Raw genomic sequence first — 18,399 nt, 5'->3', positions numbered from 1 at the left:
TTATTGATTTTAGTTCCGATAACTATCGGGATAAGCTAAAATAACAACTGAATATTTTTCTGCAACAAAAATAAGCTTTTTGAACGAGAATAATAACAGAATGAAAAACTAAGTTCTACTAAATTAGTATAGTTTAAAAAAATAGCGATTTCCACTGTATTATTTACAGTTGAAATCGCTATTTATATATTGAAATGGATTTAATCTACAATTAAGAAAGCGCTTGCTCTAAATCAGCAATTACATCTTTCACAGTTTCTAAACCTACAGAAACACGTACTAAACCTTGGGTAATACCAACTGCTAATTGATCTTCCTCAGATAATTTACTGTGTGTTGTTGATGCCGGATGAGTTACAATTGATCTTGTGTCTCCAATATTAGCTGATAATGAACATAATTTTATTTTATCTAAAAATTTTCTTCCTGCTTCGATGCCGCCTTTAATTTCAAATGCAATTATGTTACCACCTAAAAGCATTTGCTTTTTAGCGATTTCATATTGTGGATGCGATTTCAGAAACGGATATTTCACACTATTCACATTTGGATGTGCTTCTAAAAATTCAGCTACTTTCAAAGCATTTTCGCAGTGCTTTTCAACACGAACAACTAAAGTTTCTAAACTTTTGGATAAAATCCAGGCATTAAACGGAGATAAAGCCGGACCCGTATTTCTGGAGAATAAATATATCTGTCTGATTAAATCTTCACTTCCAACCGTAACTCCTCCTAAAACACGTCCTTGACCATCAATTAATTTTGTGGCAGAATGTACGACTAAATGGGCTCCAAATTTTATGGGCTGTTGAATATATGGCGTTGCAAAACAGTTGTCGATAATTAAAATCAGATTATGCTTTTTAGCGATATCTCCCAACAATTGTAAATCAATTACATCAACACCGGGATTTGTAGGTGACTCTGCGTATAATATTTTCGTATTGGGTTTGATTAAAGCTTCAATCGTTTCCGGTTTGTTGATCTCAAAATACGAAGTTTCGATATTCCATTTAGGAAAGTAAGTCACAAATAATGCATGGGTTGAACCAAAAACGCTGCTTGCAGATACAATGTGATCGCCGGCATTTAATAAAGCTGCAAATGTTGAATAAACGGCTGCCATTCCTGTTGCAAAAGCATAACCGGCTTCAGCACCTTCCATTTTGCAAATTTTATCTACAAATTCAGTCGTATTGGGATTACTGAAACGGCTGTAAATATTTCGTTCTTTTTCTTCTGTAAATGAAGCTCTCATATCTTCGGCATCTTCAAATACAAAGCTTGACGATAAGTATAATGGCACCGAATGCTCTAAATACTGAGATCTTTCTAATTGTGTTCTTATGGCTTGAGTTTCAAAACCAAGTTCTTGTTCGTTCATTTTTTTTGTTTTTCTTGTTTCAGGTTTCAGGTTTTACTATCATATAAACCAAAACTTAAAATTTAACTGAAGTCAATTATTAGTTAACGCTCAATAGAGAATTTTCTAATTTTCTAATTGACTAATTTTCTAATTCTATAATGCTTGATTATTCAGGACAACTTTATAACTTATTGTCGCTGTTGGTTCAACCGTTTTGGCTACTGAACAATATTTCTCGAAAGAAAGCTGGGCAGCACGATGTGCCTTTTCAGGGTTGATATCTCCTTCTAAATAAAAAACTACATTGATTTCTTTAAAAGGTTTTGCTTCGCCAACTTGAACGCGTTCTCCTTCGACCTCAGCATTAAATGAGGTGATTTCCTGACGTTGTTTCTTTAAAATCGAAATCATATCAATCGCGCTGCATCCTGCAACTCCCATCAATACTAATTCCATCGGACTTGCACCTAAATCGCTTCCGCCAAATTCGGCTCTGCTGTCAACATCAACTACATGACCTCTTTCATTTTTTAGTTTGAAATGAAACGCGTCGTTTACTCTGTTTAAGGTTACTTTCATGTTATTCCCCTCCCCAACCCTCCCCGAAAGGGAGGGAGATAAGACTGGAGGTCGTCACTTTTTAATTAATAAATCTTCTTAATTATTCATTTCATTCCCCTTTGAGATTAGAGATTACCCTTTATCTGATAATCTCAAAATATCGCCAAAAACTCCTCTCGCCGTAACTGCAGAACCTGCACCGGCTCCCTGAATTACGATTGGACGATCTCCGTAAGATTCTGTGTAAATTTCGAAGAAAGAATCAGAACCTTTTAATCCGCCTAACGCTGTATCAGAAGGTACCGAAACTAATTTTACTTCCAGAATTCCTTTGTCATTTTGTAAATCACCGGACAATTCACCAATGTATCTTAATACATGATTTGGTTTTTGATCGGCTTTTATTTTCTCGTAAATTGGGTCAAATTCTTTTAATTTAGTTAAGAAATCAGCAACATTTCCTTCACGTAAATGTTCCGGAATTAAATTCTGAATCGAGATTTCTTCAAACTCATTTTGCAGGTCTAATTCTCTAGCCAGAATCAGTAATTTTCTTCCTACATCATTTCCGCATAAATCCTCACGCGGGTCTGGCTCTGTATATCCGTTATCGATTGCTTCTTTTAGAATTTCGCTAAACGGAGCGTCTTTTGAAGAGAAATTATTGAACAAATAACTTAATGTTCCCGAGAAAACTCCTTTTATTTTTGTGATATTTTCACCTGAAAGGTGTAATAACTTAATCGTATCAATTAATGGTAAACCTGCTCCAACATTGGTTTCATACAAATAATTCTTCTGATTATCTGCTAAGGACTTTCTCAGTTCCTTATAAAAACCGTAGCTTAATGTATTGGCAACTTTATTGGATGAAATCAAGTCGAAACTGCTTTCGATCAACGAAATATAATTTTCTACAAAAGTGGCACTTGCCGTATTATCAATTGCAATTAAGTTTTCCAGATGATGTTGGTTTGCATAAGCAATTACATCATTTATTGTATATTCAAGTCCGTCTTGCTGAATGTCATTTCTCCAGTTTAGACTTACGCCATTTTTGTTTAAAAGTAGTTTCTTAGAGTTCGCAATAGCAAAAACATTTAGTTTAATGTCTTTACGTTTTTCGATTGCTGCGGTTGATTCTAAAATTTGATTGATTAAAGTTCCGCCTACTAAACCGTGACCAAAAATTGCGATGTTGATTTTCTTGGAAACTCCAAAAATCTCTCCGTGAATTACGTTTAATGCTTTATTAAGTTCTGACTTTTTAACCACCAAACTCACGTTTTTACCTGTAACGGTGTTGTTAAACAAAATTGGAACTATTTTATTTTTAATTAATGCGGTATATGGTTTGTGAAAAGTACTTAAATCCTGACCAATAATCGAAATAACCGAAACATTATCTGTTACTGTAATTTGGTTTACATCCTTAGAATAAAAGTCGTTTTCGAACTCTTTTTCTAACTCAATCATCGCTGTTGTTGCCTTATCTGTCGCAACAACCAACCCAATTCCCCTTTCTGAAGAACCTTGGGAAATGATACTTACACTGATATTATGATCGCCCATTACCTTGAAAATTCGGGCATCAACACCGGCTTTCCCTAGTAATCCTCGACCTTCAAGATTTACTAATGATAAATTCTCTAAAACCGAAAGTGTTTTGATTCCTTCTTTTGCAGAGTCTGAAGTGATTAATGTTCCGCGATTTTCATGATTGAATGTATTTAAAATACGTAACGGAATATTTTTTTCTAATAAAGGAATTATCGTTTTTGCGTGCAAAATTGTTGCTCCAAAATTCGCCAATTCATTTGCTTCATTAAACGATAAAAATTCAATTTTTTTAGCATCGGCAACTAAATCCGGATTTGCTGTATAAATTCCATCAACGTGCGTAAAGTTTTGAAGTTCTTCGGCATTTAAATAATTAGCAATTAATGATGCGGTATAATTGCTGCCGTTTCTGCCTAAAGTTGTAGTGTCATTATTATTGTTTGAACCAATAAAACCAGTTACAATATTAACCGTTGAACCGTTATGTTGTTTGAAATAATTGATGACATTTTTCTTAGATAGCTGTTCTAAAGGTTGTGCATCTCCAAATTTTGAGTCGGTTTTTAATAATTCTCTCGAATCAACAAAATTGGCAGGAATTCCTTTTTCTTTTAAAATCGCAGTCAACAATTTAGCCGAAAGCAACTCACCTTTAGACAAAATCTGATCTTTGATTTTATTGCTGTAATCTCCAATCAAACTAACGCCTTCAAAAAGTTTTTCTAAAATATTAAATTCTTCAGATAAATCTACCTGTGGATAGTCTGAAATTTGATAGGTTTTGAAATTTTCAAATAATGGTTTGTAATTACCGTTTTTAGCGGCAAGTTTCAAAATATAATCTAATTCGTCTGTTGCTTTTCCGCGAGCCGAAACGACAACTGCAATTTGTTCGCCTTGATTTACTTTATCAGAAATGATTGAAACTACTTTGTTAAGTCCTTCTCCGTTTGATAACGATTTACCTCCAAATTTTAATATTTTCATTTTATTTTTCTATTGTTTCTGCCTTAAAAATATCGGCAAGTAAATGATCTAATTGTTTGTACTCGATTAAAAAAGCGTCATGTCCGTGAACGGAATCTATCTCGCTGTAAAAGACATTGTCTTTGAACTTTTTTAATTCATTAAAAGTTTCCCGATTTTCTTTTGGTGTAAAAAACAAATCTGAGTTGATTCCGATAATATGGATCGCTGCATTTGTTCTGGACATTAAAGTTTCGAAATCGGCACTATTTCTGGTAATATCTATTGTTTTGAGCAATTGGTTCATCAGCTTATATGATGCCAATTGATATCTTTTTTGTAATTTTTCGCCGTGATGTGCCAGCCAGCTTTCAATATTAAAAATCAAAAGTTGGTTGTTGATCGTGCGTTGAAATTTTTCTTTGAATGATTCAGGAGAGCGATAACACAACATGGCATGGATTCTGGCATCTTCAATAGGTTTTGAAGAATTGTTAAGGATTTGCTCTTGCAGGTAGCAATTAGCAATCATCCAGTCTGTCGATTTCCAATCAGTTGCAATTGGAATTAAGTTTTGGGTAATGTGAGGTTCTAATGCAAGGATTTCCCAGGCAATTCCTCCACCTACAGAGCCGCCAATGATAGCGTAAACCTGATCGATTTTTAAGACTTCAAGTCCTTTTATAAAAATTCGGGCAATATCTCTTGTTGTGAAATCCTGATAGTTTTCAACTACAAACGAATCATTTCCGTTACCCGGAACGTCAAATGCTAGTATGGTATATCTGTGGGTGTCAATTGTTTTTTCATCTCCAATTAAATCATTCCACCAACCGTTTTCACCTGTAACCTGAGCGTTTCCGGTTAAAGCGTGATTGACCAAAACAATAGGCGCGCTGTATAATGGCAAACCAGAAATGGTAAAACTTAATGGTAGTGAATGATATGATGCACCACTTTCTGTGATGAAATCATGAATTATAATGGGACTTGGTATATTTTCCAATTTCAAATCTTTTTATTATTGATTTGTATGTGGAAATATTAGAAAGAAAGTACTAGACTGAAACTAGAAAAATTCTTGTTGTTATCTTTCCACGTTTGGGCGTGGTAGAATGCAGCACCTTCTTCGATTTAACGAAGGGTTGCTAAGGATTCATCGGGTCTAATCCCTCGTCCTTTCTTTATAACATTTCAATACGTTTTTGAACTTAAAGGTGCAAATTAACTACTAATTTCTTAAACAAACAAATTTTATCGAAACTGATTCCTCATTTCCTTAAAGATAATTCAAACACAAACTCTTGTACGCAAAAAATTACCGAACAATTAGCCCAGTAAAATTAAGCAGGTATTCCCCTATTTTATGATACTTTTTGATTTAGATAAAAAGTGTTTCATTTTCTTTTGAATACATCAAAAACAATAATGAGTTTGGCTCTTTTTTTTCTGCTATTTTATCTGCCTCAGTAATACCAAATCTTGGATGTACCAATTCATTTGTTGTCGGTGGCGGATTGTTTCTTTTAGTTCTTAAGTTTTTCAACGTAGAAAATGTTCTTGTTATGTAGTTTAATTTGCTCATGATATTTAAGTTTATGTTAGTTTGTGTTTTATAATCTTTATTGTATGTTTAATTTTTTGTTATGGTGCCAAATGAAATAAAAAAACCCTTTTGGACGTGAATACCAAAAGGGTTTAAGTTTTTAACAACTTATATATACTTTTAGTATCAACAGACGCGTACACAAATACGTGCGACGTTAAACATCTTGTTCATCTGTAGGGATTTATTCATCTGTGATTTAATTGCTATTTTAAAAAATTCTTGCATTTGTTTACTTTTAATAAGCTACTCGAAACTGTTGAAATATTTAAAACCATCCTTCTTTCAAAAATCAAAAAAGAAATAAAGCAGTACCAGCTTTTGTTTCATTTTAGATAACTAATGTTAAAAAGTTAACTTTTTTGTTTTTGCAGTTTGAGGTATTACAAATGTGCGAATATTTTTTCAATTACGCAAGTGATGTTCAACACATTAATCATAAAAATCGTTAAAAAACAAAATTTAAACGTTAAAAAACATCTTACAAAATTAACAATCCAATAATTGAAAGCTAAAACTTACAAAAAATTACACAACGAACTTTCCTGTTTCATTATATCAAAGAACAACTGACTACTATTTCAAACCACTTACAACCAAACTGCTTCTTTATTTTTAATTTTCTCGGCCACTTTCAAAATGTCAGTTATTATCCCTCTTGAAATGGCTTGCTTACATGCCGAAGCACTTTGAATCGCAATAGGAACATCTGCGTAAGATTGTGTGTAGATTTCAAAAATAGTATCTGAACCTTTTAATTGTCCAATTGCAGATGTTATGGGTTCTGAAACTAATTTGACTTCTAAAGTATTTTTCTCTACATCAAATTCCCCAACATATCGCAATACATGATTATCCTTCTGGGTAATTTTTGCAATTTTAAAGTATCTGTCAATTGCTTCCTTACTAAGAATGCCGTTTTGTTCAAGATGTTCTTGTTGTATTAATGAATTGATTTTTATATCCGAAAGATCAAAATCCTTCCCGATTTCCCTGGTCAAAATCAGCAGTTTTCTTGCTGTATCATTTCCGGATAAATCTTCTTTGAAAGTTGAACGCATTAAACCAAGTAAACTGGCATCTTTTAAAAGAGAAGAAAAAGTAACTTCTTCATTAGCAAATCGATTAAAGACATAACTCAGGTTATCTGAAAAAACACCTCGGATCTTTGTGATTTTTTCACCTGAATAATACAAATCTCTTAAAGTTTGCAATACCGGAAATCCTGTATCTACTGATGTTTCATACAAAAACTCTTTGTCGTATTTTTTTAAATTCGACCTGATTTCTTTATACAGATCGATTGGTAATGTATTTGCCTTTTTATTTACCGCTACAATATTAAATCCGTTTTCAATCAGGGTATTATAATGATGAATTAACTCGTCGCTTGCCGTTGCATCAACCGCAATCAGATTCTCAAATTCATTTTCTTTGGCAAATTCAATAATATCCTGCACTTTAAACGGAACTGCCAATTCCAGAAAATTGGTTTCCCAGGCATATCCTACGCCTTCTTTCTCGAAAAAAGCTACTGTTGAATTGGTTATAATCGGAAAATGAAAATCGACGTTTCTGCTTTCGAGAAAAAATTCCTGACTTTCGATAATTTGATTGATCAAAGTACTTCCTATATTTCCAATTCCAAAAAGGATGATATTTATTTTAAGCTTTGACATAATTTCTAATTTATTGGGGGTTAATTAAAACCATATAAGCGATATAAGTTCATTTAATGTTATCAACTTATACAATTTAGAGGCATTGCTGTGCGTCTCTACTAAAATGAACTTATATTACTTATATGGTAAAAATATATGCAGTGTTTTTATAAAAAATCACCTCTAGCAGAACTCACGCTACTAAAGGCAATTTTTCAAACAAAAAACAAAAAAACCTAATTTTTATTAACGCTGTATTGCGATTGGGTTACGCTTGCGAAAGCAGCTTGCAAATCAGCTATTAAATCTTCGATATCTTCAATTCCAACAGAAAGTCGGACTAAATCTTTTGAAACTCCTGTTTCTAATTGATCTGCATCAGATAATTGTTGGTGCGTTGTACTTGCCGGATGAATGATTAATGATTTTGTATCACCAATGTTCGCCAAAAGCGAAAATAATTTCGTTTGATCTACTACTTTTTTAGCAGCATCAAAACCACCTTTTAATCCAAAAGTCACTACTCCACTTTGTCCCTTTGGTAAATATTGTTGTGCTAAATCATAATATTTATTGGTTTTTAGTCCCGGATAATTCACCCAGACAACCTCATCTTGTTTTTCTAACCAAGAGGCCAATGCCAAAGCATTTTCGCTGTGCTTCTGGATTCTGATTGGTAAAGTTTCTAATCCCTGAATGATTTGAAAAGCATTAAACGGACTTAAAGCTGCACCAAAATCACGCAATCCTTCGATTCTTGCTTTTGCAATAAAAGCAGCATTTCCTAAAGCTTCGTGATAGACTAATCCGTGATATCCTGCTGAAGGTTCTGTAAATTCAGGGAATTTTCCGTTTGACCAGTCAAAATTTCCTGCATCTATAATAACGCCTCCTAATGAAGTTCCGTTTCCTGAAATATATTTGGTTAAAGAGTGAATTACAATATCTGCTCCGTATTGAATTGGATTCAATAAATAAGGTGTAGCAACCGTATTGTCTACAATAAAAGGCACTTTAAAGTTTTTGGCTTCCGCCGAAATTCCTTTTAAGTCTAATACATCTAATTTTGGATTCCCCAAAGATTCTACAAAAAAGGCTCTTGTATTTTCTTTGGCGGCTTTAGTGAAATTTTCCGGTTGGGACGGATCTACAAATGTGCTGGTAATTCCTAAACGAGGCAATGTCACGCTAAGTAAATTATAAGTTCCTCCGTATAAACTATTTGAAGCCACAATATGATCTCCGGCTTTTAACAAAGTCAGGAAAGTAGTCGAAATTGCCGATGCTCCTGATGCTGTAACAACAGCGCCAATTCCGCCTTCAAGCGCTGCAAGACGTTGTTCCAGCACATCGTTTGTAGGGTTGTTTAATCTTGTGTAAATAAATCCGGCTTCGGCAAGACCAAATAAATTGGCAGCATGATCTGAATCGTTAAATACATATGATGATGTCTGATAAATAGGTACTGCTCTTGTTCCTGCATTTTTAGTAACATCGTGTCCTGCATGTAGTGCGTTTGTTGCAAATTTTGGTGTGCTCATGATTTCTTAGTTTTTTAGATATTGTTAATATTGTATATTTTGTAATTGATTTTTGTAATTGTAATTGAATTCTTTATGCAAAAAAATCGTCTGCTTCTTCTTCAAGATCATACATTTGAAACAGTAATGATTTTTGACTTTTGATATTCTGCTCTGCATTTATTCTAATAACTTCTCCTAATAGGTCTTCTGACGTAGTATTGTTTTTTTGAGAATCGTTTCTCAATAAATATTCTATTGCAATTGAATTTAATGTTTTCATAATTTGAATTTTAAAAGTGTGGAAATAAAAAAGCCCTTTCGGATGGCTACCAAAAGGGCTTATAGTCTAACTATAACAAAGATTTACTCTTTCACTTTTGGCAACAGCGATTTGGGATGCACATTTGCATCATCTCACAACATATAATCATATTATTCGCTATTGTTTTCATTTTCATTTTATTTAAATTAATTCTTTTTTTAAACTCGACTAATTTGATAGAGTAAATATATAAACTATTTTCAGAACTACCAAATCAAAAAGTGAGATTTAATGTTATTTTTTTCAAAGCCCTGAAAATACAAGATTTTTATTTTATTTTGCCCACGGATTTTACGGGTTTGAACCGGTTTACGCGGATTTTTTTATTTTCCTCATCTGCTTAAAAAAAGTTACCACAGATTATAATGATTAAAAAAAATTCGCGTAAATCCGTTTAATCCGTAAGACCCGTGGCCAATTTATTTTTAAAATTTGAAACTTAATCTTGCAAAACCAAATCTTCCGTTTAATCCAAATTGTGAAACTGCTCTTGAATACGCAAACTGATTCGCATTTGTTAAATCTACGCTTGGTGCCGGAGACAATGTTGGCGTTGTATTTGTAAATGCCGGAGTTGCAGGATTATTTCTGTCCGGATAAACATCTCCTATATTATTAAATCCAACCGTCAACCTGAATTTCTCATTGATTTGATATCCGAAAGATAAATCGGTTACTAATTTCGCGCTATATACAGGATGTTCATAAACTGAAGATGATCCGTCTAAATTTACATCTGTTGCTCCGGGATCTGTAACTTCTCCAAAATAACTGTTTCTCAAATAAATATCGAGCTTTTTAATATTGAAAGTCGTCGTTAAATTTGCTTTCAATTTCGGAATCGCTTCTTCTAAATAAATTCGGCTTGACTCCGGGAAAAATGAATATTTATAAGCATCTCCGCCGGCATCAATAATAGATTGGGGAACATTTAAATCTCCAACTCGTTTAGTTGTATTATAACTTAAAGCAAAATCATTTCGGATAGTGAAATCCTGAATAACATCGTATTTTTGAGAAATTACAACATCAATTCCTTTTGTTTCAGAGTTGATTCCGTTCGTCCAGAACGAAGCTCTTTCTACTCCTTTCAAATCAAATGCTTGTTGAAATAAAGTCAAAGCTTCTCCTTGTGCAGGCGATGTTGCTCCACTTATTTGCGCATCTGTTGGTCTTGAATATTGTCCCGTTAAAACCACTCTGTCATCGATTCTTGTAAAATAAGCATCTGTTGCAATGGTGATATTTGCTTCAGGAATTTTGAAGGTAAATCCGGTACTGATACTTTTTGATTTTTCAGGTTTCAGATTTTCAACTCCAATACTTTTTGCTGCCTGCGAATCATTTGTAAAATACCCTACCTGATAAGGAGAACCGTTGATGAATTGGGTTGAACTTGCTTCAAAATATTTTTGTTGTAATGATGGCGCTCTAAAACCTGTTTGTCCCGAAATTCTCCAATTGATATTATCGTTTATTTTTACAAGAGAAGCCAGTTTAAAAATAACGGTACTTCCAAAATCTGAATAATTCTCATAACGAACCGCTCCGTTTAAAAGCCAGTTTTTAGTGGCATTTAATTCTAAATCAACATAAGCAGCGCCACTTTTTCTGTCTTTTTCTTTAGCATCTGTGGGTTGAAATCCTGAAAATCCCTGTGCGCCTGCTCCGCGTTTATTACCAAAAAAGTCTGTCACAATTAATGGAGAAGTGCTTGGCAATAATCCAGGAACCACATTTCCGTTTGTATCGTATAATCCGTAAGAAGCTTCTTCTCCTTGTTTGATCTGATAATTTTCATATCTGAATTCTCCACCAAAAGCAAGATTTAATCCCTCTAGAACATCGAGCTTTTTACTGAAATCTAAATTAGTTGTACTTTGCAAAAACGAAACTTTACCGGCATCAAAACTTGAAGGCGAGTTCGTTCCCAAAGTTGCATTAATAGTATTGTTTACATCATATTGAAAAGAATTTGATCCAAGGTTTGTACTAAGATCTGTATCAAACCCAAATAATTCTGTTGTAACCCCAACCGCAGATGAGGCATCTAAAATATCCGATTGAATTTCCGGCAGGAATCCGTTTTCATATACCTGAGTGAAAGTTCCGGAACCGTTTGGCAATCTGTTAAAGGCATAAGATTTACCATTTCTGTACGAAACTCCACCAAAAGAGTACAAAGCGGTAGTTTCAGTCAAAGGATATTTTGTGTTATAATACAATTGCCCTGATGCCAGTTCTGACTGACCTACACTCATATTATAATCGCTTCTTTCCTGGCCTCTGTATGCAATCTCATTATTGGTTACATCAAAATTCAAAGCGGTTTGCATTTGAGTAAGTGTCGTAGCCGATGAAATTGCAGTTTGTTGTGCCGGTGTAAAATAACTAACCTGTGGTGCATATTGCTGTAATGAGCTTATAATTTGTGCAGAATTGGGCGTGTTATTGATATTGCTAAATAAGGAATTAATTGCAAGTCCATTTTGAGCAGCTCTGTTTTCGACCGCGTTATAAGCATTAAAAATACCATTGCTTCTAATTCCTGCACGGCTTGTTGCTTGTCTGGTTACGGCGCTTCCGGTAACATTCAGGAAACTTCCTGTTTTACCTAATGATGTTCCGTAATTAAGATCTACTTGTAAAGTCTGACCATCAGCTCCGCCTTTGAAATTATTTGATCCTGAAGATAAATTAGTTCCGTACTGAATTCCTCCTGAAATAAAATTAGCACTCTTTTTCAATACAATATTGATAACTCCTGCAATTGCATCAGAACCATATTGCGCTGCTGCACCATCACGCAAAACTTCGATTCTTTCGATTGCAAATGATGGAATCGCATTTAAATCTGTTCCTACAGATCCTCTTCCCGGCGATCCGTTAATGTTTACCAATGCACTTGAATGTCTGCGTTTTCCGTTGACCAAAATTAAAACCTGATCCGGCCCTAATCCTCTTAATTGTGCCGGATCAACGTGATCTGTAGCATCTGCGGTAGAAGTTGCATTACTTGTAAAGGATGGCGCAACATAATTTAAAATCTGGGTAACGCTGGTTTGTGGGGAACCTTTTGTGATTTCAGAGATATTAAAAATATCCACAGGAACAGGAACATCGGTTTTTACGCGGTTTTTACTTCTGGATCCTACTATAGTAACTTCTGATAATTCGTTATTTTTTAAGCTGTCCTGCTCTTTTTTATTTTCCTGAGCATAAACTCCCGAAATTGTCAAAAGACCTAATGCCAGTAATACATTTTTTTTCATTGCTTTTTCTGATTGATTATTATTTTGGTTTGAAAAGTGATCCTGTTTCCGAGCTTTTTACAAATAAAAAAAGCCTCTGCGGTTGGCAGAGGCTCTATATATATTTTTGAAAAAAAACTACAACAGTGTCTCTGCGGAAGGCTCCGGCATCATACAAGACATATTGCAAACAGTTAATTTCATCTTTTCTTTTATTTTGATGGGGCAAATTTGCAAACTATTTTTTAATCGACCAAACAAAAACAGAAATAATTTCTATTACCCTATCAAAATAGTATGTTATGTTAAATTTCTGCATATAAAATTAAAAAAAAGAGAACTTTAATTTGCAAATCAAAATGGTTTTATACCTTTGCACCCGAATACAGAGGAAAAATTTGAACTGATTGCAACCTCTTCATAATGAAACGGTTCGTTATGAATACTGAAGAATTTAATTTCAGTAGTAAAAAATGCTAAAGCAGATATTCTCCTTTAGCCCTTTTTAAGCAATTTTTTTCCTCACTTAATTTTAATTTAATAAATTATTATGGCTTATTTATTTACGTCAGAATCTGTTAGTGAAGGGCATCCAGACAAAGTTGCAGATCAAATTTCGGATGCATTAATTGATAACTTTTTGGCATTTGATGCTGACTCAAAAGTAGCTTGTGAAACTCTTGTTACTACAGGTCAGGTAATTTTAGCTGGTGAAGTAAAATCGAATACCTATCTTGATGTGCAGCAAATTGCGCGCGATGTAATCCGTAAAATTGGATATACAAAAAGCGAGTATATGTTTGAGGCCAATTCTTGTGGGATTCTTTCTGCAATTCATGAGCAATCTGCAGATATTAATCAAGGTGTTGACAGAGCTAAGCCAGAAGAGCAAGGTGCAGGAGATCAGGGAATGATGTTTGGTTACGCAACTAACGAAACTGAAAACTACATGCCTTTGGCACTTGACTTATCTCATAAATTATTACAGGAATTAGCAATTTTGAGACGTGAAAATAAGGAGATTACTTATTTACGTCCTGATGCAAAATCGCAGGTAACTTTAGAATACAGCGATGATAACAAGCCAACCCGTATTGATGCTATTGTAATCTCAACTCAACACGATGATTTTGATGAAGAAGCTACTATGCTTGCTAAAATCAAAAAAGATATTATCGATATTTTGATTCCAAGAATCATTGCTAAAAATCCAACTCACGCGCATTTATTCAATGATAAAATCAATTACCATATTAACCCAACAGGAAAATTCGTTATTGGAGGACCTCACGGAGATACTGGTTTAACAGGGAGAAAAATCATTGTTGATACTTACGGTGGAAAAGGTGCTCACGGTGGTGGTGCATTCTCTGGAAAAGATCCAAGTAAAGTGGACAGAAGCGCTGCTTATGCTACACGTCATATCGCTAAAAACTTAGTGGCTGCCGGTGTTGCTGATGAGATTTTAGTTCAGGTTTCGTACGCAATTGGAGTTGCTGAACCAATGGGAATTTTCATTGATACTTACGGAACTGCTAAAGTAAACTTAACGAACGGTGAAATCGCTAAAAAAGTAGAAGCTATCTTTGATATGCGTCCTTACTTTATCGAGCAACGTTTAAAATTAAGAAATCCTATTTATAGCGAAACCGCTGCTTACGGACACATGGGACGTACACCAGAAGTTGTAACTAAAACTTTTTCGGCTCCGGGTGGACATGTAAAAACGGTTACTGTTGAGTTGTTTACTTGGGAAAAACTTGATTTTGTTGACAAAGTAAAAGCTGAATTTGGATTGTAATTTAATCTGTAACATTTACATACATAAAGAGGCTGTCTATTTATTTAGACAGCCTCTTTTATTTTTACTGGATTTTGAAATTTAAAATCTGTGTGTTTATTGAACGCGGATAACACGGATTCGCTATCGCGAAAACGCGGATTAAAACGGATTAAAACGGATTTTTTTGGTTTATATTTTGCTTTGAGCAGAATATAAAATAATCTTCGTCTGATTTTAACTCAATCTAAAATAAAAAATTCGCTTTAATCCGCGTCTTTACGAAGTAAATCCGTGTCATCCGCGTTCAAATAAATAACAAGCAAACATTGAACTGTAAAACAATTTATCTCTCTAATTGTACATTTGGTAATGTTTTAGGGCGTGTTGCATCATTAGATAAAATCCAGCCTGTGCGGTACATCCACTCTGTCATTTTGTGCAATTTTACAAAGTCAATGTTTTCAGATTCATCCATTGGTGTATGGTATTGGCTGTGCAAAACACTGGTGTAGAAAACAGATGGAATTCCTCTTTTTGCATATGGTAAATGATCTGAACGAAAGTAAAAATACTCAGGATGTTCCGGTCTGTCCCAAAGTTTATCCAAGTCAAATTTAGGCCCTTCGTCATTGGCTCTTTTGGCAATAGCCACTAAATCTGATGAATTTTCATGAGGAGAACTTGAACCTAAAAGCGCTGCCTGGTTTACATTATTTCTACCAATCATATCTCCGTTTAATACTGCAATAATATCTTTTTCGGGAACTGTTGAGTGCGATGCGTACCATCTTGAACCTAACAATCCACGTTCTTCTGAACCATGAAATACAAATAACGCTGTTCTTTTTCCGGGTTGTTTTTTATAGGCTCTTGCGATAGCTAACATTGCTACACAAGTACTTGCATTATCATCGGCACCGTTGTAAATAGAGTCCTTTCCGTATTTTTGTCTTACACCATCATGATCCTGATGTCCGCTAAAAAGAACATATTCATTTTTCAATTTAGCATCAGTTCCTTCAATTGTACCCACAATATTTACTGAAGGATATTTATACGTTTCAGAAATAACTTCGGTAGATAAAAGATCTTTAGTCGTTTTTAAATAGTCTAATTGATCGTTGTGTACCCAGAAAACCGGCATTGTTCCTCCAATTTTATCTCTTAAACCTTCAATTCCGTAAACACCTCTTGTCATTTGCGGTTCAACCTGCGACCAGCTTTCTTCTGCTAATGCATCAGCTACCATAATCAGGGCAGTTGCTCCTTTTTTAACTACAAGATCGTAATATTTGTTTCTGACAAGCCCAGGATAACGTCTGTCAAACAGCGAGATATCATCTGCAATTCCTTGTTTGGAAGCTAAAATAACAACTGCTTTCCCTTTGATATCTGCTTTTTCAATTTCTTCTTTTGTTGCAGCTCCTAAATAGACTAGGGATGCATCAACTTTAATATTGGTTGTTTCTGCTACCAGAACATCTTTCCACAATTTAAATTCTTTTTGTCCAATTTTAAATTTCGTGTTCGGAGTTACCTGATGCCTGTACATATCAAAAAACTGAAAGTACGTTCCATCATCACCTGCCGGAGCCATTCCTGCCTCTTTGGCTTTATTTGCCAGCCACATCGATACCTTTAACTCATCTAAAGTTCCTGCTTCACGACCATTAAAATGATCACCGGCCATTTGGTACATATCGGTTTTAAGGTCTTTATCTGTAATTGCTGAAACTAGCGGTTTTTTAATTGCCTGCGAGAAAACTACACCACCACAAGCAAGTAAAACGAGAATCATTTTATTTTTCATACGTTTTAATTTAGTAACCCAAACTTACTAATTTATAGAGAAAAAATCGCCTGTTTGCATTTGAAATAGTACTGAAATGTTAATTCAATAAAATGATCCCAACATTTTTTTATCATTATTACTTTTATTTGGTTATCTCTCACAATTTACCTTCCTTAGTACAATATAACTGATTAAAAAATGAGCCGACTTCCTTCGTTACAAAACGTTCTAAAAGCAACAATAAAAACAGTTTCAAGATTTCCGCTGGAAACCTTAACTACGGTTTTAGGGACTATTATAGCCATTATTCTTAATGAAAAAGAATATAACGATCCAAACAAAGAGCTTTACGAGAAGGCTTTGATGAGTTGCTCTTTATGTTTGGTTCTATTTCTTTCTGTGAGTTTGTATTTTTTAGCTTCAAAAAAGAATAATCTTTTGCGCTTTTTAACGAGTTTAGTTCTTGGAAGCCTTATTGTTCTTTTTGTTTTTAACTTTCATAAAAACGTCACAGATCTCGAAATACAACAATTCTTTGTTCTTAATATTGCATTGCATTTATTAGTTTCGTTTGCGGGTTTTATACCCAGAACGTATCATCAGGATGAATTTTGGGAATTCAACAAACAACTTTTCCTCAGGATTTTAACCGCGGGATTATACAGCGTTGTACTTTATTCCGGTTTAGCATTAGCAATATTAGCGGTTGATAAATTATTTAAGGTTGAATTTTACGATCATATTTATTTCCATGTCTTTTTTGTAATTGCCGGAATATTTAATACTATTTTCTTTTTAAACGGAGTTCCTGAAACTAATAACAGCGAAGATCCTTTAATTTTAAATTATCCAAAAGGTCTTAAAAATTTCACTCAATATGTTTTATTGCCACTTATAAGCCTGTATTTAGTGATTTTAATATGTTATGAAGCTAAAATTCTGGTAACTCTTTCATTGCCTGTTGGCTGGGTTTCCTACCTTGTTTTGGTATTTGCCATTTTCGGAATTTTATCTTTTTTATTGGTTCATCCTATTGCGACTGAAACTAATAATTTATGGATGCGAACCTTCAGTCGCTGGTTTTATTTTTTATTGATTCCGTTATTGGGATTGCTTTTTTGGGCAATTTTGTACAGAATCAATCTTTACGGATTTACGAATGAACGTTATTATGTTTTATTATTATCGATTTGGTTGTGTATTGTTGTGGCTTATTTTTTAATCCAAAAACAGCCAAAAATTAAGTTTATTCCAATAAGCATGTGTTTGGCAGGATTGTTTTCTATTATTGGCCCACAAAGTGCTAATTCTATTTCAAAAATCAGTCAGTTATCCCGTTTTGAAATTTTTATGCAAAACGCAGATCATAAAAAACTGACTTTTAAACAAGAGCAGGATTTAAGCAGTATTGTTACCTTTTTAGAAAACAATTATGGTGTAGAAGTTATGATTCCGTACGCGAAAAATAAATTAGACGCGCTTCTTAAAAAAGATAAAAATCCGGGCGATTATAAAATAATGGAAGCTTTGGGTTATGAATACAGAGCTTCATATGATAGAGAAGATAAAAACAAAAACGAATTTTATTACTATTATTATGAAAACGACCAAAACGCTGTAGAAAACATTCATGGATATGATATGTCGTTTAATCTTTCTTCCTACGAGAAAAATTTTGACTGTAAAGATTGTTTAACAATTGAAAATAAAAGTTATTCCCTAAAATCTACAGTTGTTGATGCTGGTTTTACACTACAAATTAACCAGGATATTATTCCGTTGCCCATTACCGATTTTGTAAATAAAAATGCTGATTTTGACAAAAATTCTAATCTGAATAAAAAAATAGTTCAGTATGTAGAAACTTCAAAATATAAAATAGTGATCTCTTATCTTAATACTAATGGTAAAATTGTAAACCATAAAAAAGTACTTAACAATTACAATATTAAAGTTCTGGTAAAAATCAAGAACTAAAAAAAAGCCTTTGAAAATAAATTCAAAGGCT

At 33.9% G+C, this 18,399-nt stretch carries 12 protein-coding genes and 1 riboswitch; of the genes, 2 read left to right on the top strand and 10 right to left on the bottom strand.

Features of this window, described 5'->3' with window-relative positions:
- Positions 1 to 211 precede the first annotated feature (211 nt).
- From ACHRVX_RS10370 to ACHRVX_RS10330, 9 genes are all read right to left on the bottom strand, one after another.
- The gene (locus ACHRVX_RS10370) at positions 212 to 1,384 is read right to left on the bottom strand and encodes a trans-sulfuration enzyme family protein (protein WP_395331898.1); all 1,173 of its coding nucleotides are present in this window, start codon (positions 1,382 to 1,384) and stop codon (positions 212 to 214) included.
- 135 nt (positions 1,385 to 1,519) lie between these two features.
- Positions 1,520 to 1,945, bottom strand: a complete 426-nt coding sequence (locus tag ACHRVX_RS10365; protein WP_395331896.1) for an OsmC family protein — start codon at positions 1,943 to 1,945, stop codon at positions 1,520 to 1,522.
- 114 nt (positions 1,946 to 2,059) lie between these two features.
- Entirely contained in the window at positions 2,060 to 4,474 is a 2,415-nt protein-coding gene (thrA, locus tag ACHRVX_RS10360; protein ID WP_395331894.1) for a bifunctional aspartate kinase/homoserine dehydrogenase I, read from the bottom strand.
- A gap of 1 nt (position 4,475) precedes the next feature.
- Entirely contained in the window at positions 4,476 to 5,465 is a 990-nt protein-coding gene (locus ACHRVX_RS10355; RefSeq protein ID WP_395331892.1) for an alpha/beta fold hydrolase, read from the bottom strand.
- Between the two features lie 72 nt (positions 5,466 to 5,537).
- A riboswitch (SAM riboswitch) is annotated at positions 5,538 to 5,646 on the bottom strand.
- Positions 5,647 to 5,834: 188 nt separating this feature from the next.
- Positions 5,835 to 6,038 (bottom strand): hypothetical protein, encoded by a 204-nt coding sequence (locus tag ACHRVX_RS10350; RefSeq protein WP_395331890.1) that lies wholly within the window; start codon positions 6,036 to 6,038, stop codon positions 5,835 to 5,837.
- A 611-nt stretch (positions 6,039 to 6,649) separates the two neighbouring features.
- Complete coding sequence (locus ACHRVX_RS10345; protein ID WP_395331888.1) at positions 6,650 to 7,738, bottom strand: aspartate kinase; 1,089 nt, start codon at positions 7,736 to 7,738, stop codon at positions 6,650 to 6,652.
- A 218-nt stretch (positions 7,739 to 7,956) separates the two neighbouring features.
- Positions 7,957 to 9,261 (bottom strand): O-acetylhomoserine aminocarboxypropyltransferase/cysteine synthase family protein, encoded by a 1,305-nt coding sequence (locus ACHRVX_RS10340; protein ID WP_395331886.1) that lies wholly within the window; start codon positions 9,259 to 9,261, stop codon positions 7,957 to 7,959.
- 73 nt (positions 9,262 to 9,334) lie between these two features.
- A complete protein-coding gene (locus tag ACHRVX_RS10335) occupies positions 9,335 to 9,523 on the bottom strand; it encodes a hypothetical protein (protein WP_395331884.1) in 189 nt (62 codons plus the stop codon).
- A 467-nt stretch (positions 9,524 to 9,990) separates the two neighbouring features.
- Positions 9,991 to 12,837: a TonB-dependent receptor plug domain-containing protein gene (locus tag ACHRVX_RS10330; protein WP_395331882.1), complete on the bottom strand. Its 2,847-nt coding sequence runs from the start codon at positions 12,835 to 12,837 to the stop codon at positions 9,991 to 9,993.
- Positions 12,838 to 13,366: 529 nt separating this feature from the next.
- Between ACHRVX_RS10330 and metK the strand changes: the two genes are divergently transcribed.
- Positions 13,367 to 14,617: a methionine adenosyltransferase gene (gene metK / locus ACHRVX_RS10325; protein WP_395331880.1), complete on the top strand. Its 1,251-nt coding sequence runs from the start codon at positions 13,367 to 13,369 to the stop codon at positions 14,615 to 14,617.
- 325 nt (positions 14,618 to 14,942) lie between these two features.
- On the opposite strand, the gene ACHRVX_RS10320 is transcribed toward metK, so the two are convergent.
- Complete coding sequence (locus ACHRVX_RS10320; RefSeq protein WP_395331878.1) at positions 14,943 to 16,409, bottom strand: M28 family metallopeptidase; 1,467 nt, start codon at positions 16,407 to 16,409, stop codon at positions 14,943 to 14,945.
- Between the two features lie 180 nt (positions 16,410 to 16,589).
- Between ACHRVX_RS10320 and ACHRVX_RS10315 the strand changes: the two genes are divergently transcribed.
- Positions 16,590 to 18,368 carry a DUF4153 domain-containing protein gene (locus ACHRVX_RS10315; RefSeq protein ID WP_395331876.1) on the top strand — a complete coding sequence of 593 codons (1,779 nt, stop codon included), beginning with the start codon at positions 16,590 to 16,592 and terminating at the stop codon, positions 18,366 to 18,368.
- The last annotated feature ends 31 nt before the right edge of the window (positions 18,369 to 18,399 follow it).

Source organism: Flavobacterium sp. FlaQc-47, assembly GCF_044006475.1.
In the GTDB taxonomy this organism is placed as follows: Bacteria; Bacteroidota; Bacteroidia; order Flavobacteriales; family Flavobacteriaceae; genus Flavobacterium.
The sequence above is the reverse complement of the archived record's forward strand: the minus strand, read 5'-3'. Positions and strand labels throughout refer to the sequence as shown.

What these genes read in the sequence shown, in the direction of transcription:
- ACHRVX_RS10370 (WP_395331898.1), bottom strand. Translation starts at nt 1,384, where the DNA reads ATGAACGAACAAGAACTTGGTTTTGAAACTCAAGCCATAAGAACACAA.
- ACHRVX_RS10365 (WP_395331896.1), bottom strand. Translation starts at nt 1,945, where the DNA reads ATGAAAGTAACCTTAAACAGAGTAAACGACGCGTTTCATTTCAAACTA.
- thrA (WP_395331894.1), bottom strand. Translation starts at nt 4,474, where the DNA reads ATGAAAATATTAAAATTTGGAGGTAAATCGTTATCAAACGGAGAAGGA.
- ACHRVX_RS10350 (WP_395331890.1), bottom strand. Translation starts at nt 6,038, where the DNA reads ATGAGCAAATTAAACTACATAACAAGAACATTTTCTACGTTGAAAAAC.
- ACHRVX_RS10345 (WP_395331888.1), bottom strand. Translation starts at nt 7,738, where the DNA reads ATGTCAAAGCTTAAAATAAATATCATCCTTTTTGGAATTGGAAATATA.
- ACHRVX_RS10340 (WP_395331886.1), bottom strand. Translation starts at nt 9,261, where the DNA reads ATGAGCACACCAAAATTTGCAACAAACGCACTACATGCAGGACACGAT.
- ACHRVX_RS10335 (WP_395331884.1), bottom strand. Translation starts at nt 9,523, where the DNA reads ATGAAAACATTAAATTCAATTGCAATAGAATATTTATTGAGAAACGAT.
- ACHRVX_RS10330 (WP_395331882.1), bottom strand. Translation starts at nt 12,837, where the DNA reads ATGAAAAAAAATGTATTACTGGCATTAGGTCTTTTGACAATTTCGGGA.
- metK (WP_395331880.1), top strand. Translation starts at nt 13,367, where the DNA reads ATGGCTTATTTATTTACGTCAGAATCTGTTAGTGAAGGGCATCCAGAC.
- ACHRVX_RS10320 (WP_395331878.1), bottom strand. Translation starts at nt 16,409, where the DNA reads ATGAAAAATAAAATGATTCTCGTTTTACTTGCTTGTGGTGGTGTAGTT.
- ACHRVX_RS10315 (WP_395331876.1), top strand. Translation starts at nt 16,590, where the DNA reads ATGAGCCGACTTCCTTCGTTACAAAACGTTCTAAAAGCAACAATAAAA.